The organism is Prauserella endophytica (assembly GCF_005146945.1).
Lineage (GTDB): Bacteria > Actinomycetota > Actinomycetes > Mycobacteriales > Pseudonocardiaceae > Prauserella_A > Prauserella_A endophytica.
On the sequence record NZ_SWMS01000004.1, the window covers coordinates 376019 to 390627 of the forward strand.

The window sequence follows — 14609 nt, forward strand, 5'->3', positions numbered from 1 at the left end:
CGGCGATTCGCTTGCCGGTCAGTCGACGGGGGCGACCCGGATGAGGTTGCCGCCGGGTATCGGCGATCACGAATGTCCTGCCGAATGAGGGTGGGTGCGACCCTGCGCGGGCACGGCCTCGAAGGCGTGCGGCAGCTGCTGCCCTTCGGCGCCACGGTCACCGTTCTCGACCCGCCGGCGGCCCGCGCCCGTCTGAACGAACCGGCACTGGAAACCGCCCACCACGACGACTGATGCCGGATGCCCGACCGCAGTGAGGGCCACCTTCACTGCGTTGAACGCAGGCAGGGTGGCCTTCACTGCGCCCGCCCCGTCTCCCACCGCCACCCAAACGGAGGCGCTGCGCGCCGCTGCGTCTGGTTCCACGCAGGCAGGGCCACCTTCACTGCGTTGAACGCAGGCAGGGCCACCTTCACTGCGGTGGGCTCAGCGGACGGTGGTCAGCGTCATCGTGGCCTGGTTTCCGGGGCCGGAGACCAGGCCGGTCACCAACGGGTCGAGGGACTCCGTGACGCCACAGCCGGTGAACGGCGGGATGGTGAAGCCGCGGTGTCGCTCCTCGGGGGCGTTCGGGTCGGTGCCGACGGTGCCGCCGCTGGTGATGATGTAGCTGCCGACCATGTCGATGACCACGGGCGACTCGGTGCGGCAGTGCGGGCCGACGTCGAGCGGGACGCCGTTCACGAGCACCTCGCTGATTCGCAGGATCACCTCGCTGTGCGCGTCGAGCGTGCTGGCGGGGTTCGGTCCGGAGACCGAGAGAATGCTGCCGCCTGCGTCCTCCGCGGGCAGGAACTCGGCCTTGCCCGTGGTGGGCATGAAGCCGAACGCGTTGAACGGCGTGCTCGCGGGCGGCAGCGCGACGTTGCCGGTGACGGTCGGCGGCGGGATGAACTGCCCGCCGTTGACCATCATTCCCGGTCCGAGGTCGAAGGCGGTGTTGAGTTTCGCGATCGTCGACTCACCGAGGATGAACTGCGGCGCGATCAGCACGGCCGGCGCAGGCTCGTCGACCCCGCCCGCGATGCCGGGCAGCCCGGCGTCGGCGGCCTGCGCCTGCCGTCGCGCTTCCGGGCCGGCCGGACCGCCATGGTCACCGGGATCGGCCGGCCCCTCGCCGTCCGGGGCCTCGGCGGAACCCGGTGGTACGACGAGGATCTCGCCGAGCAGCGGTTCCTGGCCTGGCTCGGGTGAGCACGTCAGCCGCAGCGGTGCGTCCGTGCTCGGGGTGCCGTCCGCGAGCTTCGGGGTCAGCGTGGGCAGCGGCGCCTCGGCGTAGATCGCGAGCGCGACGCCCACCGTGGTCGTCGCGACCGGTGGGACCGGCGCCGACGCCGCCAGGGTCACGGGCCCCGCATCGGGAAGCGGAGCGTCCGGCAGTGTCAGCTCCACCTGCACCGGGGTGGCCGCGGCGCCCTCGGTGACGGTGAGGGTCACCACCGCGGTGCCGCCGATCGCGGCGGGCTCGCCGAGCGGCGCGAGCGCCCGCCACGTCTCCTCCGGCAACGTGAGCGCCGCCTCGAACGGCTCCAGTGACACCGGGTCGCCGACGGCGACGCTCTCCGGCAGCGGCCTGGTGCTGATCGACATCGTCAACGGCCTGCTGCCCACGGGCTCCGGGAATGCGCAGGTGTAGCCGAGGTCCTTCACCAGCCGCTCCGGCTGCCTCGCCGGTGCCGGTCCCGCGCCGGCGAGCCCGCCGTTGAGCCCGGCGGCCAGCAGCAGGAGCGCGGCGGCGACGGCGATCTTGCGGCTGCCTCGGCGAAGGTTGTGGAGCACGTGGTCACCTCGATGTGGAAGACGGGCCGGACGCGGGCAAGACCGGTCCGATCACCGCGCGGTGATCGGACCGGTCCGTGCCGGTGCCGATGGCCGTCAGGAGACGGTCATGTTCGGCGAGAAGGCGGTGTTCTGCGGGCTGGTGGTGTCGAGGAAGCACTCGAACGTCTCCGGGCCCTGCCACTCCGGTGTCGCGTTGTAGTAGTGGAAGTCCAGTGACGCCGCGAAGTAGTCGCCCATGTTGGCGGAGAGGACGCCGGGCGAGCCCGCGGTGATGGTCGGGACCACCGTGCTGCCGACCTGCTCGGCGATCACGGGGAAGTCGGCGGGCGGGTCGGGGATGAACTGTTCGGCGACGGAGAGATCACCGATGTCGACCGTGCCCGGGCTGCCGTTGGTGAGGTCGACGGAGCCGTCGGCCGTGCCGCGGACGCCGTCGATCCCGGCGACGTAGTAGAGCAGTTCGACGACGTTCTGCGGCACCGTCGCGGTGGCGACGATGTCGTAGGGCATGAACTGGCTGTTGGCGGGAACCGAGTCGGGGGCCTTGAACTCGATCTGCACGTCCAGGTAGTCGAACCCGATCACGGGGTACGAGCATTCGTAGCGCAGGGTCTGGCTCGAGTAGGTCACGTCCGCGGCCGCCTGTGCCGAGCCCGCCCCGACGAAGCCGGAGATGGCGGCTACTAATCCCATTGTGGCTACACTGGCCACGAGGTCCCTGATTCTTCGCCCCATTGCTGAAATCTCCTTAGTGGCAGTTCTCTCCTACGGTGCAGTGCATTTCTGGATTGCTGTGGACGCCGACCCGCTGCGGCTACCAGCGAGTAGATTAAATGCATGTTGCAGGGTGAACAAGGCGTAGACCCGGAACTTGTCACCGGAAATAAAACGTCACACCAAACCTTTGTCACGAAATTATGAGAATGACACGTCGAATTAGTTCCGGCTAGTGTTCGGCAACCCTCGCGGTTATCGTCGCACGCGTTCGGAGATTGTGGGCGCGGGTGATGCGGAGGGTTCGTGAGGGGAGTGATCGCCGGACGGCGCGGGCGGAGGATCGCCAAGGCGTTCGCGGGCCTGCTGCTCGCGGGCCTGCTTGGCGTGACCGCGTCGGCCGCGGCGGCGCCGGGCGGCCCGGCGCCGGTTCGCGCCGGGCAGCCCTCGACGGCGCAGGGCGGCGTCGGCACAGCCGCCTCGGGGGCGGTGCAGGTGTGGGTGACGAGCGTGACCAACCCCATCCCGCCCGAGCTGTCCTCCGGCGTCGCCGAGGTCGCGGTCGGCGGCGTGCATTTCCTGGCGCGCAAGGAGGACGGTGGCGTCCACGCCGTCGGCACGCGGTACTACGTGCGGGATCTCTACGGGGAGAAGGTGGTGCCGCGGCAGGCGCAGGGGGCCAGCGCCATCGCGGCGGGCTGGGGACACAGCCTCGCCGTGGTCGGCGGCGGTGTGGTCGCGTGGGGCAACGACTGGTTCGGCCAGACCGACGTCCCGGCGGCGGCCCGCTCCGGCGTGGTCGACGTGTCCTCGCTGGCGTTCCACAGCCTCGCGCTGAAGTCCGACGGCAGCGTGGTGAGCTGGGGCCTGCGCGACGACGTGCCTCCCGAGGCGTCCTCGGGGGTCACCGCGATCGCCGCCGGAGGGGATTTCAACCTCGCGCTGAAGAACGGCGGCGTGGTGGCGTGGGGCGTCAACACCGTCGGGCAGACGGACGTGCCTCCCGAGGCGCGGTCCGGCGTCGTGGCGATCTCCGCGGGCTGGAGCACCGCGCTGGCGCTGAAGTCCGACGGCAGCGTGGTCGCGTGGGGCAGCAACAAGTTCGGCCGCGCGACCCCGCCCGCCGCGACGGCGTCCGGCATCGTCGCCATCTCGGCCGGCTGGCAGCACAACGTCGCGCTGACCGAGACGGGCCGTGTGCTCGGCTGGGGCTACAACCGCGAGACCGTGCTGTCGTTCCCCGCCGCCACATGGGGCTCGGGCGTGCAGGACGTCGTCGCTGGCGACCGCTACACGGTGGCGATCAGGTGAGCTGGGTGGCCGCGTGCCCCGCCGCGAAGAGCATGGTGGGGATCTCGGTCTCGGTGACGCCGAGCAGCGTGCCCAGCGCCGCGTCGTCGAACCCGGCGACGGCGCAGCACGCGAGCCCGAGCGCGGTGCCGACGAGGTAGAGGTTCTGCACCGCGACGCCGGTGTCGACGTGCAGCGTCCGGTAGTGCCGCAGCGGGTACTTGTCGAACGCCACGTCCAGCCGCGCGGTCAGCGCCAGCGACACCGCGGCCCTCGGGATGAACTCCGGCTGCAGGTACACGTGTTCGAGCGCGGGCACCGGGTCGGCGTCGCTCAGCTCAACCAGCTCGTGCGAGACGGCCTCGTAGCGGTAGACGCCGGGGTCGATCTGCTCGGCCCTGCGGACGACGAGGTAGGCGCGCAGGATGTCGAGGCCGCCCGCGCTCGGCGCCATGCCCAGCGGGTAGTCGGCGACGCCGAACGCGGGCACGAACCGCTGCACGCCAACGGAGAAGCGCAGCCACGCGCTCAGCGCGGTCAGCTGGAGGTCACGGTCGGCGTAGGCGTACGACGAGCGGCGCCGGGCCAGCGTCGCCACCAGGTCGGCCTGTGGCGGGTGGACGTCCGGGAGCGGGAACCGGCGACCGTGCGGCAGCGGCCGCGCGGAGTCCGGACTCTGGGAGTTCAGCAGCCGGTGCACCGCCAAGGCACGCTCGGTGGTCTCGCGGCCGCCCATCGACACCTCCGGACCCGGCTCCTGTCACCTGTATGGACCATCGCATGGTAACCCGTCCGAGTGAGCTCCGGTTTCTAGTTCACGAGCTCGGCGACCAGTTCGTAGGAACGGCGGCGGTCGGCGTGGTCGTGAACCATCGTCGTGACCATGATCTCGTCCGCTTCGGTGTCGGCCAGCAGCGACTCGAGTCCCTTTCGGACGGTTTCCGGCGAGCCGACGATGCTGCTCGCCATCCGGTCCTCGATGAACGCGCGGTCCAGGTCCGTGTACGGGTAGTCGGCGGCCTCCTGCGGCGTCGGCAGCGGGATCGGCCGCCCCTTACGCAGGCTCAGCAACGTCAGCCCGTTCGGGCCCGCGATCCAGCGTGCCTGCTCGTCGGTCTCCGCGCAGGTCACGGCGGCGCCGAGCATCACGTACGGCTCGTCCAGCACGGCCGAAGGGCGGAACGAGTCGCGGTAGAGCTTGACGGCGGGCAGCGTGTTCTCGGAGCTGAAGTGGTGGGCGAACGAGAACGGCAGGCCCAGCATCCCGGCCAGCTGCGCGCTGAACCCGCTCGAGCCGAGCAGCCACACCGGGGGCCGGTTGCCCTCGGCGGCCACGGCGTTGACCGGGCGCTCCTCGTCCTTCTCGAAGTAGGCGATGAGCTCGGCGAGCCGCTGCGGGAAGTCCTCCGCGGACAGCCCCGCCGCGCCGCGCAGCGCGTAGGCGGTGCGCTGGTCGGTGCCGGGCGCCCGGCCGATGCCAAGGTCGATCCGGCCGGGGTGCAGGGCTTCGAGGGTCCCGAACTGCTCGGCCACGACCAACGGCGCGTGGTTGGGCAGCATCACACCGCCGGAGCCCACCCTGATCCGCTCGGTCGCGTCGGCGACGTGGCCGATCAGCACGGCCGTCGCCGAGCTCGCGATGCCCGGCATGTTGTGGTGCTCGGCCAGCCAGTAGCGGTGGTAGCCGAGCTGCTCGGTGTGCCGGGCGAGGTCGAGCGTGTTGCGGAACGCGGTGGCCGCGTCGCCCCCGCTCACGACGGGGGCGAGGTCCAGCACGGAGAACGGGATGTCACGCAGGGAGGTCACGCCCAAGGTCAACGCCCCGCGGCTGTGCTGGAATTCCCTACCCGAGCCACTCCTCGTCAGAGGCCAGCACGGTCAGCTGCTGCGTGGCCCGCGTGAGCGCCACGTAGAGCACCCGCCGCCCGGTGAGCGACTCCGTGATCAGCTCGGTGGGTTCCAGCAGCACCACGGCGTCGTACTCGAGGCCCTTGGCGTCGAGGCTGCCGACGACCTTGAGCCGCTCCTCGTCCTGGCCCGCGAGCCAGCCGCCGACCTCGGCGACCCGGTCCATGGCGCAGATCACGCCGACCGTGCCGTCCACGGCGCCCAGCAGTTCCTTCGCCGCCGTCTGCACGGCCGTCTCGGCCCCCGCCGGCTCGATGGCCTTGACCTGCGGCACCAGGCCCGTCGTGCGCACCGCATGCGGCAGTTCGTCCTCGCCGGCGTGCCCGGCGACCACGCGCGCGGCGAGGTCGAAGATCTCCGCCGAGTTCCGGTAGTTCGTGCGCAGCGTGTAGCGCCTGCGCGCGGTCCGCGCGCCGAACGCCTGGTCGCGCGCCTGCGCCGCCTCCGTCGGGTCGGGCCACGAGCTCTGCACCGGGTCGCCGACCACGGTCCAGCTCGCGTACTTGCCGCGCCTGCCGACCATCCGCCACTGCATGGGGGACAGGTCCTGCGACTCGTCCACCACGATGTGGGAGTACTCGTCGTAGTGCTCCGGCCTGCCGCGGGTGGTCTGCTCGCGCGAGTCGCGCTGCTGCTCGGCGTCCAGCTCCAGCCGCTGCCTCCTGCGGCGCTTCGGCGGCGGGCCCATCAGCACGCGCAGCTCGTCGAGCAACGCGATGTCGGCCATCGACCAGCCCTGCGAGCGGTCGGCCATCGACGCCGCGAGCAGCGAGATCTCCTCGCGGCTCAGCACCTGCTTGGCGGCGCGGGTGAGCCTGCGCTCGTCGCCGAGCCAGCGGAGCACCTCGGCCGGGTAGAGCACGGGCCACCACACCACCAGGAACCGGTGGAAGTCGATCCGCTCGCCGAGCGCCGTGATCAGCTCCTGCCGGTCGATCGTGCGGTCGTCGGCCTTCGCGTACTCCTCGGCCTTGTCTGCCAGCGCCTCCAGCAGCGTCTCCGCCGCTCGCACGCGGGCGCGGTTGGGCGGGCCGCCGTGGCCGTGCACCTTGCGGCGCACGCGCTCCAGCTCCTTGGGGCCGAGCTTGAGCACCTCGCCCTGGTAGACGATCCTCATCTCGGTCGGTGCGTCCGGCGGGGTGTCGCGCATGGCCTTGAGCAGCACCTTGCGCATGCGCAGCGAGCCCTTGACCGCCGCGAGCGGCGCGGGGTCGTGGTGGGTCGCCTCGATGCCGTCGAGCACCTGGCCGAGCGCGCGCAGCTCGACGTTCGTCTCGCCCATCGACGGCAGCACACGCGAGATGTAGTTGGTGAACACGCCGGAGGGGCCGACCACCAGCACACCAGCGCCGCCAAGCTGGCGGCGGTAGCGGTAGAGCAGGTACGCGGCGCGGTGCAGGGCCACGGCCGTCTTCCCCGTGCCGGGGCCGCCGGTGATCTCGGTCACCCCGCGCCACGGCGCCCTGATGACCTCGTCCTGCTCCTTCTGGATCGTGGCGACGATGTCGCGCATCTTCTCGCCGCGAGCGCGGCCGAGCGCGGCCATCAGCGCGCCCTCGCCGACCACGTTCATGTCGTCGGGCACCGCGTCGGGGATGAGCACGTCATCGTCCACATCGAGCACTGCCTGCCCGGAGCAGCGGATCACCCTGCGCCGCACCACATCCATCGGCTCCTCGGCCGTCGCCTGGTAGAACGCGGCGGCGGCTGGCGCGCGCCAGTCGGTGACCAGGTTCTCGAACTCGGCGTCGCGGATGCCGAGCCTGCCGACGTAGACGGTTTCGGGCCCGATCTGGTCGAGCCTGCCGAACACGAGGCCCTCGTACTCGGCGTCGAGCGTCTGCAGCGTCTGGTTGGCGTGGTACACCATCATGTCCCGCTCGAACAGCATCGACGCCTGCTCGAACACGGCCTCACGCTGGGCTCCGTGGCCGATCTCGTACCCCTTCGCGCGCATGGCCTCGGCCTGGGTGCGCAGCTCCGCGAGCCGGGCGTAAACCCGGTCCACGTGGGACTGTTCGATGGCGATCTCGGCCCGTCTGACCCGAGGTTCCGACACTCAGCGCTCCTGCAGCAAAATCGCCGGGAAGGGGAAGAACGACAATACGCGTTCCCCGGCGGGGGTTCACCACGTCCCGGCACGAGTCACAGTCCGGACCGGGTTGAGAAGATGGCCGGGTGACCAGGATCGTGGCCGGGCGGGCTGGCGGCAGGAAGCTGCGGGTCCCGCCGCGCGGCACGAGACCGACTTCGGAGCGGGTGCGCGAGGCCCTGTTCAACGCGCTCGACGTCGCGGGCGAGCTCGACGGCGCGCGCGTGCTCGATCTCTACGCCGGGTCCGGAGCGCTCGGTCTCGAGGCGCTCTCGCGGGGCGCCGAGCAGGTGCTGTTCGTGGAGGCCGACCGGCGAGCCGTCGAGGTGCTGCGCGGCAACGTCGCCCTGCTCGGCCTCGGCGGCTCCGTGCGGCACGGCAAGGTGGAGGCCGTGGTCGCCGAGCCGTGCGCGGAGCCGTTCGACGTCGTGGTGGCCGACCCGCCCTACGACCTCGACGGCGAGCGCCTGGCCGCGGTGCTCGGCGACGTGGTGGCGCGGGGCTGGGTCGCCGAGGGCGGCCTGGTGATCGTCGAGCGGGCGCTGCGCGACGGTGAGCCGCGCTGGCCGGAGGGACTGGAGTCCCTGCGCACGAAGCGCTACGGCGACACCGCGTTGTTCTGGGCGGAGTGCGTCACATCTCGCGCGTGAGGCGCCCCCGGTTGGTAGCGTCCGCCCCATGCGGCGAGCGGTTTGTCCCGGTTCCTATGACCCAGCGACCAACGGACATCTCGACATCATCGAGAGATCAGCGCAGCTCTTCGACGAGGTCGTCGTGGCCGTGCTGATCAACAAGAAGAAACAGGGCCTGTTCTCGATCGAGGAACGCCTCGAGATGTTGCGCGAGGTCACCGAGAAACTGCCCAACGTGCGCGTGGACGCCTGGCACGGGCTGCTCGTCGACTACTGCCGCCAGCACGACATCGCGGCCATCGCCAAGGGCCTGCGCTCGGTGAGCGACTTCGACTACGAGTTGCAGATGGCGCAGATGAACCGCGAGCTCTCCGGCGTCGAGACGCTGCTGATGTCCAACAACCCCGCCTTCAGCTTCCTGTCCAGCTCGCTGGTCAAGGAGGTCGCGACGTACGGGGGAGACGTCTCGCAGATGGTGCCCGAGGTCGTGCACGAGCGGCTTCTCGCCAAGCTCCGGGAACGTGAATAGTTCACGGAAAGGCCACATGTTGATCACGTGATCCGGTTACGGTCCGAAAATGACCAACTACCGATCACGCGTCACCGCAGTCCTGCTGGCCCTGATCGTCGCCCTCGGTGCCCTGCTCGGAGGCGCGAGCACGGTCACCGCCCAACCACTGGCCGCCGCACCGGCCGAGTGCGGCGACACCTCGGGCTTCGAACAGGTGCCGCTGGGGGACCTGCCGCCCGAGGCCACCGACACCTACGAGCTGATCGAGGCCGGAGGGCCCTACCCCTATCCGCAGGACGGCACGACCTTCCAGAACCGCGAGGGCCTGCTTCCCGACTGCGAGACCGGCTACTACGCCGAGTACACCGTCGAGACCCCCGGCAGTGACGACCGCGGCGCGAGGCGCATCGTCACCGGCGACGGCGGCGAGTACTTCTACACAGCCGACCACTACGAGAGCTTCGTGCTGATCCAGATCTGATCGCACCGAGGGGCTTGACACGCCCGCGTGCACACGGTCACGGCAATCTCCCTCCCGACCGGGCAGACTGGAGTCCTGCACACGTGGGGTCGATGGTGCGAGGGAGTTGCCGTGTACCGGGTGTTCGAGGCTCTCGACGAGCTCGTCACGATCGTGGAAGAGGCGCGGGGCGTCCCGATGACCTCCAGCTGTGTGGTCCCGCGCGGTGACGCGCTCGAACTGCTCGACGACATCAGGGACGCGCTGCCGAACGAGGTCGACGACGCCCAGGACGTGCTCGACAAGCGCGACGAGATCGTCCAGCGTGCCCGCGAGGAGGCCGAGACCACCGTGCGCACGGCCAACGAGGAGGCCGAGCGCACCGTCTCCGAGGCCACCGCCGAGGCCGAACGGCTCGTCGCCGAGGCCCGCGCGCGGGCCGACCAGCTGCTCGCCGACGCGCGCGACGAGGCCGACCGCACCGTCGCCGCTGGCCAGGCCGAGTACCGCGACCTCACCGAGCGCTCGCGCGCCGAATCCGAGCGGATGGTGCAGGCCGGCCGCGACGCCTACGACCGCGCCGTCGAGGAGGGCAGGCACGAGCAGGCCCGGCTCGTCGCACAGACCGAGGTCGTGCAGGCCGCTCACGGCGAGGCCGCGCGCATCGTGGACGAGGCGCACGCCGAGGCCGACCGGCAGCGCGCCGAATGCGACGCGTACGTCGACGGCAAGCTCGCCGAGTTCTCCGAGCTGCTGTCCTCGACGCTGCGCACGGTCGACTCCGGTCGCAACCACCTGCGCGGCACCCCGCACCTCGGCGGCGGCCGCGGAGTCGTCTACGACTACCAGGCTCACTAGCGGGGACGTGGGCGTACCCTGGATCAGGCGCTCGCCGGATCCGGCGCCCGCGCCGCCCTGCCACTCGACTTCGAAGAATCCGATGCCTGACGAAAGCACCAGCCCAGCGCGCCCCGACGCGCGCAACCCGTGGCTGTTCGACACCCATGAGCTGGGCCGCCGCCCCGGCTCCAGCCGTACGCTCCGGCGCGACGTGCCCGTCGACACACCGCTCGGCGTGCCCGACGTGATCGTCGTGCCCAAGGGCGCGAACATCGCGCTCGACCTCCTGCTGGAGTCGGTGGTGGAGGGCGTGCTCGTGACGGGCACGGCTTCGGCCCCGACCACCGGCCAGTGCTCGCGCTGCCTCGACCCGATCGCCGACGAGGTAGAGGTCGACCTCACCGAGCTGTACGCCTACCCGGACTCGACCACCGACGAGACCACCGAGGAAGACGAGGTCAGCCGGGTCGTCGACGACAAGATCGACCTCGAGCCGCTGGTCCGCGACGCCATCGTCCTCGCACTCCCGCTGGTGCCGTTGTGCAGCGAGGACTGCGCCGGACTGTGCCCGGGATGCGGCGTGAAGTGGGCCGATCTCGAGCCCGGACACGGGCATGAGACGATAGACCCTCGGTGGGCCGCGCTGGTCGAGCGCTTTGGGGACAACCAAGGCGAGAACCCGGCGAACGGCTCGGACCGGTAAAGCCCGGCGAGCAGCAGCTCGACCAATTCGGCAAGCACGCTCGCACCCGCGAGCAGACCCTGATGAGGAGAACCAGTCGTGGCCGTCCCGAAGCGGAAGATGTCGCGTTCCAACACCCGCTCGCGCCGTGCCCAGTGGAAGGCCGCGCCGGTTGAGCTGGTGGCCTGCCCCAACCGCGCGTGCAGGCAGCTCAAGCCCCAGCACGTCGCCTGCCCGGCGTGCGGCCAGTACAGCGGTCGTCAGGTCGTCGAGCCCGCCTGAGGCTGTCGGCTATGGGGGGTAAGTCGCCTACCGGCCCGGCAGCGGATCCCACACCACTTCTCGAGGCGCTCGGTGTCGATTTCGACACCGAGCTGCTGACGCTTGCGCTGACCCACCGCTCGTACGCGTACGAGAACGGCGGGCTGCCGCCCAACGAGCGTCTGGAGTTCCTCGGGGATGCGGTGCTGGGCCTGGTGGTGACCGATCATCTTTACCGGCGGCATCCCGAGCTGCCGGAGGGCCAGCTCGCGAAGCTGCGCGCCAGCGTGGTCAACATGCACGCGTTGGCCGGCGTGGCCCGCGGGCTCGGTGAGGGGGGTCTCGGCGCGCACCTGCTGCTCGGCAAGGGCGAGGAGCTGACCGGCGGCCGGGACAAGGCGAGCATCCTCGCCGACGGACTCGAGGCCGTCATCGGCGCGACCTACCTCGCGCACGGCATCGACGCGGCGCGGGAGCTGGTGCACCGGCTCTTCGACGACCTGCTCGCCGAGGCGCCGCTGCGCGGTGCCGGGCTCGACTGGAAGACCAGCCTGCAGGAGCTGACGGCCTCGGCCGGTCTCGGCGTGCCCGAGTACAAGGTCGAGGACACCGGTCCGGACCACCGCAAGGAGTTCAGCGCGACCGTGTTCGTCGGTGGCCGCAACCTCGGCCAGGGCGACGGCACGACCAAGAAGGAAGCCGAGCAGAAGGCCGCCGAGTCGGCCTGGCGCGCCCTCTCCGAGGAACTCAAGCCGGTCCAGGAAAGCTGACCCACAGCGTCTCGCTACTCACCCGACTGCAGTGAAGGCCACCTTCACTGCGTTCAACGCAGTGAAGGTGGCCTTCACTGCATGAGGGCCGCTGAGCCACCCGACTAAACTGGTCCGGTGCCAGAGCTTCCCGAGGTGGAGACCGTTCGCGCCGGTCTTGAACGGCATGTCGCGGGGCGGGTCATCGCCTCGGCCGAGGTGCTCCATCCCCGCGCGATCCGGCGTCACGTTCCCGGCGTCGAGGACTTCACCGGCCGTCTCGGCGGCGTCAAGATCGAGGCCGCCCGCCGCCGTGGCAAGTACCTGTGGCTCGATCTCGCCGACGGCGAGGCCATGCTCGCCCACCTCGGCATGAGCGGTCAGCTGCTCGTGCAGCCCGAGGGCGCCCCTGACGAGAAGCACCTGCGCGCGCGGTTCCGCTTCGCCGACGGCGGCCCCGAGCTGCGGTTCGTCGACCAGCGCACATTCGGTGGGCTCGCGCTCGCCGAGCTCGTCGAGGTGGACGGCACGCCGGTGCCGAACACCATCGCGCACATCGCGCGGGACCCGATGGACCCGCTCTTCGACGCCGCGCTCGCCGTGCGGCTGCTGCGGGCCAAGCGCACCGAGGTCAAGCGCGCGCTGCTCGATCAGACGCTCGTATCCGGCGTCGGCAACATCTACGCCGACGAGGCCCTGTGGCGTTCCCGCCTGCACTGGGCGCGGCCGACGGAACGGCTCACCGTCAAGCAGGCCGGGGCCGTGCTCGCCGCGGCCGCCGAGGTGATGGCCGAGGCGCTGGTGGCTGGCGGGACGTCGTTCGACGCGCTCTACGTCAACGTCAACGGCCAGTCCGGCTACTTCGACCGCTCGCTCGACGCCTACGGCAGGGTGGGCGAGCCGTGCCGCCGCTGCGGCACCCCGATCCGGCGCGATCCGTTCATGAACCGCTCGTCGTTCTCGTGCCCGCGCTGCCAGCCGAAACCGAGGGCGCGCACTCGCTGATCCACCCGATCCGGCCGAAGGGGCCGGTCGCTGTGCACACTACTGCGCATTGCGTGGTAGCGTCGCTAGCGCACAACTGGAGGACGCGGTGGAGATCAGCCAGCTACTCAAGGGCGTACTCGATCTCGCTGTGCTCGCGGTGCTGAGCGAAGAGGACGGCTACGGCTACGACGTCCTGCGCAGGCTGAGACAGGCGGGCCTCGACGAGGTGGGTGACGCCTCGGTGTACGGCACGCTGCGACGGCTGTACAAGGCGGGACTGCTCGCCTCGTACGTCGTCGCCAGCGAGGAAGGGCCGCACCGCAAGTACTACAGCGTGAACGAGCAGGGCCGCGCACGCCTCGCCGAGTCGGTGAAGACGTGGCAGACCTTCGCGACCACGATGAACAGCCTGTTGGGAGACGCACGATGAGCACACCGAACCCGCCCGCCGTTCGTGCCTACCTGGCCCGGGTGCGGACGGCGCTGGCCGATCTGCCCGCCGCCGAGGTCGACGAGATCGTCGAGGACGTCCGGCCGCACCTGCTGGAGATCGCGGAGGGGCTCGGCGAGCGGGCCACCGTCGAGGCGATGACCGAGCAGCTCGGCTCCCCCGAGAGCTACGCGGCCGAGGTGCGGGCCGCCGGTGACTATCCGCCGCCTGCCGAGGGTGCTGGGAAACCCAAGGGCTCGCGCAGGGCCGCCGCGCGGCTATCGCTCTGGGTTCTGGTACTCGGTGTCGGCGCGCTCGCGCTCGTGGGCTTCGCGGTCGGCAGCGAGTTCGACGCCGACCTGCTCGCCGCGCTGGTCGTGATCGTGCCAGCGCTCGCCGCGGCCGGCTGGTACGTGTGGTCGAAGGGGACGGGCCCGGTGGCCGAGCTGCCGGAGGTCCGGCGGGTGTGGTCGGGCGTCTCGGGCCGCGCGAGCTCGCTGGCCGCTCACCTGCGGACGATGGCGCCCGCGTGGTGGGTGTTGTGCGCGGTGCTGATGGGGCTGTCGGCGCTGCTGCTGGTGATCAGGAACAGCGCTGCCATCCTCGTGCTGCCGGTGTTCGTCGGCGTCGCCGCGCTAGCGTTGTGGGCGGGTCCGAGATCCGGCACGGACCGGAGGCTGCTGTGGGCGAGCGTGCCCGTTTCGGTGTTCGTGCTCGCCATGGGCGCGGGCATGGTGGGCTATCTCGCCAGCTCGCTGGAGGGCTCGACCACCGAGTATCCGTACCAGTACACGTCGAACACGTCCTACGACGGCGAGCCCGGGCTGTTCTACGGCGACGAGCAGCTGGAGAACGTCTACGTCTTCGACGCCGACGGCAAGCCGCTGCGCGACGTGTACCTCTACACCGAGGACGGCCGCCCGCTGACCGTGCCCCGCTACGGGTGCGAGGAGTCGACGCAGTCGAGGATCACGCAGGGCAGGGACAACCGGTTCCCCCGGCCGCAGATCGAGCAGGGCGGCTACGACGACGAGGGCAACTACAACGGCTACAACGCTTACCGGCCCTCGTGCTCCGAGAGCGACGAGATCCCGTTCACGGCGGCGATTCCGAAGTAGCAACACGGCCTGCGCAGGCCGTGCCCCAGGTGGCTCACCCCGACCGCAGTGAAGGCCACCATCACTGCGTTCAACGCAGTGATGGATGCTCCTATAGAGGTCAAGTGGTGAGGTTGGCGAGGTCGGCTTGGATGGCGTGGTAGGCCTCGCGTG

General features: G+C 70.7%; 17 protein-coding genes. 12 read left to right on the forward strand and 5 right to left on the reverse strand.

Translation table 11 applies throughout. The annotated features are described in order from the left end of the window. The first annotated feature begins 84 nt into the window (after nt 1-84). Nucleotides 85-234, forward strand: coding sequence for a hypothetical protein (locus FCN18_RS39045; RefSeq protein ID WP_158303088.1), 150 nt, complete (start codon nt 85-87; stop codon nt 232-234). A 192-nt stretch (nt 235-426) separates the two neighbouring features. Here FCN18_RS39045 and FCN18_RS10940 read toward each other — a convergent pair whose 3' ends face one another. Together FCN18_RS10940 and FCN18_RS10945 are read right to left on the reverse strand one after the other, a co-directional pair. Then, entirely contained in the window at nt 427-1779 is a 1353-nt protein-coding gene (locus FCN18_RS10940) for a DUF6801 domain-containing protein (RefSeq protein WP_137094764.1), read from the reverse strand. A gap of 96 nt (nt 1780-1875) precedes the next feature. Then, the gene (locus FCN18_RS10945) at nt 1876-2475 is read right to left on the reverse strand and encodes a DUF6801 domain-containing protein (protein WP_137094766.1); all 600 of its coding nucleotides are present in this window, start codon (nt 2473-2475) and stop codon (nt 1876-1878) included. Between the two features lie 327 nt (nt 2476-2802). Here FCN18_RS10945 and FCN18_RS10950 point away from each other — a divergent pair, with 327 nt between their 5' ends. Then, nucleotides 2803-3807: an RCC1 domain-containing protein gene (locus tag FCN18_RS10950; RefSeq protein WP_137094768.1), complete on the forward strand. Its 1005-nt coding sequence runs from the start codon at nt 2803-2805 to the stop codon at nt 3805-3807. Here the strand turns inward: FCN18_RS10950 and FCN18_RS10955 are convergent. The 3 genes from FCN18_RS10955 to FCN18_RS10965 all read right to left on the reverse strand — a co-directional run bounded on the left by FCN18_RS10955 (nt 3800) and on the right by FCN18_RS10965 (nt 7753). After that, a complete protein-coding gene (locus FCN18_RS10955; RefSeq protein WP_137094770.1) occupies nt 3800-4522 on the reverse strand; it encodes a SagB family peptide dehydrogenase in 723 nt (240 codons plus the stop codon). The genes FCN18_RS10950 and FCN18_RS10955 overlap by 8 nt on opposite strands. 74 nt (nt 4523-4596) lie before the next feature. Beyond that, a complete protein-coding gene (locus FCN18_RS10960) occupies nt 4597-5592 on the reverse strand; it encodes an LLM class flavin-dependent oxidoreductase (protein ID WP_206077864.1) in 996 nt (331 codons plus the stop codon). A 37-nt stretch (nt 5593-5629) separates the two neighbouring features. Then, on the reverse strand, nt 5630-7753 hold the full coding sequence (locus FCN18_RS10965; protein WP_137094772.1) for a HelD family protein: 2124 nt from the start codon (nt 7751-7753) through the stop codon (nt 5630-5632). Nucleotides 7754-7872: 119 nt separating this feature from the next. Here FCN18_RS10965 and rsmD point away from each other — a divergent pair, with 119 nt between their 5' ends. The 10 genes from rsmD to FCN18_RS11015 all read left to right on the forward strand — a co-directional run bounded on the left by rsmD (nt 7873) and on the right by FCN18_RS11015 (nt 14456). Continuing rightward, nucleotides 7873-8436, forward strand: coding sequence for a 16S rRNA (guanine(966)-N(2))-methyltransferase RsmD (gene rsmD, locus FCN18_RS10970; protein ID WP_113642321.1), 564 nt, complete (start codon nt 7873-7875; stop codon nt 8434-8436). Nucleotides 8437-8464: 28 nt separating this feature from the next. Next, complete coding sequence (gene coaD, locus FCN18_RS10975) at nt 8465-8947, forward strand: pantetheine-phosphate adenylyltransferase (protein ID WP_112271863.1); 483 nt, start codon at nt 8465-8467, stop codon at nt 8945-8947. A 49-nt stretch (nt 8948-8996) separates the two neighbouring features. After that, a complete protein-coding gene (locus FCN18_RS10980) occupies nt 8997-9410 on the forward strand; it encodes a ribonuclease domain-containing protein (protein ID WP_112271865.1) in 414 nt (137 codons plus the stop codon). A 111-nt stretch (nt 9411-9521) separates the two neighbouring features. Beyond that, nucleotides 9522-10247: a flotillin family protein gene (locus tag FCN18_RS10985; protein WP_112271867.1), complete on the forward strand. Its 726-nt coding sequence runs from the start codon at nt 9522-9524 to the stop codon at nt 10245-10247. 82 nt (nt 10248-10329) lie between these two features. Next, entirely contained in the window at nt 10330-10932 is a 603-nt protein-coding gene (locus tag FCN18_RS10990) for a YceD family protein (RefSeq protein WP_113642322.1), read from the forward strand. Nucleotides 10933-11010: 78 nt separating this feature from the next. Beyond that, nucleotides 11011-11193, forward strand: coding sequence for a 50S ribosomal protein L32 (gene rpmF / locus FCN18_RS10995; RefSeq protein WP_110342243.1), 183 nt, complete (start codon nt 11011-11013; stop codon nt 11191-11193). Nucleotides 11194-11204: 11 nt separating this feature from the next. Then, nucleotides 11205-11942 carry a ribonuclease III gene (rnc, locus tag FCN18_RS11000; protein WP_112271871.1) on the forward strand — a complete coding sequence of 246 codons (738 nt, stop codon included), beginning with the start codon at nt 11205-11207 and terminating at the stop codon, nt 11940-11942. 117 nt (nt 11943-12059) lie between these two features. Further along, nucleotides 12060-12926 (forward strand): bifunctional DNA-formamidopyrimidine glycosylase/DNA-(apurinic or apyrimidinic site) lyase, encoded by an 867-nt coding sequence (mutM, locus tag FCN18_RS11005; protein WP_112271873.1) that lies wholly within the window; start codon nt 12060-12062, stop codon nt 12924-12926. An 88-nt stretch (nt 12927-13014) separates the two neighbouring features. Further along, a complete protein-coding gene (locus FCN18_RS11010) occupies nt 13015-13338 on the forward strand; it encodes a PadR family transcriptional regulator (protein WP_112271874.1) in 324 nt (107 codons plus the stop codon). Beyond that, on the forward strand, nt 13335-14456 hold the full coding sequence (locus FCN18_RS11015; protein WP_137094774.1) for an HAAS signaling domain-containing protein: 1122 nt from the start codon (nt 13335-13337) through the stop codon (nt 14454-14456). Before FCN18_RS11010 ends, FCN18_RS11015 begins: the two co-directional genes overlap by 4 nt. The last annotated feature ends 153 nt before the right edge of the window (nt 14457-14609 follow it).

Excerpts from the sequence above, each read along its gene's own strand:
- coaD (WP_112271863.1), top strand. The coding sequence starts at position 8,465 with ATGCGGCGAGCGGTTTGTCCCGGTTCCTATGACCCAGCGACCAACGGA.
- FCN18_RS10990 (WP_113642322.1), top strand. The coding sequence starts at position 10,330 with ATGCCTGACGAAAGCACCAGCCCAGCGCGCCCCGACGCGCGCAACCCG.
- FCN18_RS11015 (WP_137094774.1), top strand. The coding sequence starts at position 13,335 with ATGAGCACACCGAACCCGCCCGCCGTTCGTGCCTACCTGGCCCGGGTG.
- FCN18_RS10955 (WP_137094770.1), bottom strand. The coding sequence starts at position 4,522 with ATGGGCGGCCGCGAGACCACCGAGCGTGCCTTGGCGGTGCACCGGCTG.
- rnc (WP_112271871.1), top strand. The coding sequence starts at position 11,205 with ATGGGGGGTAAGTCGCCTACCGGCCCGGCAGCGGATCCCACACCACTT.
- FCN18_RS10980 (WP_112271865.1), top strand. The coding sequence starts at position 8,997 with ATGACCAACTACCGATCACGCGTCACCGCAGTCCTGCTGGCCCTGATC.
- FCN18_RS10945 (WP_137094766.1), bottom strand. The coding sequence starts at position 2,475 with ATGGGATTAGTAGCCGCCATCTCCGGCTTCGTCGGGGCGGGCTCGGCA.
- FCN18_RS39045 (WP_158303088.1), top strand. The coding sequence starts at position 85 with ATGAGGGTGGGTGCGACCCTGCGCGGGCACGGCCTCGAAGGCGTGCGG.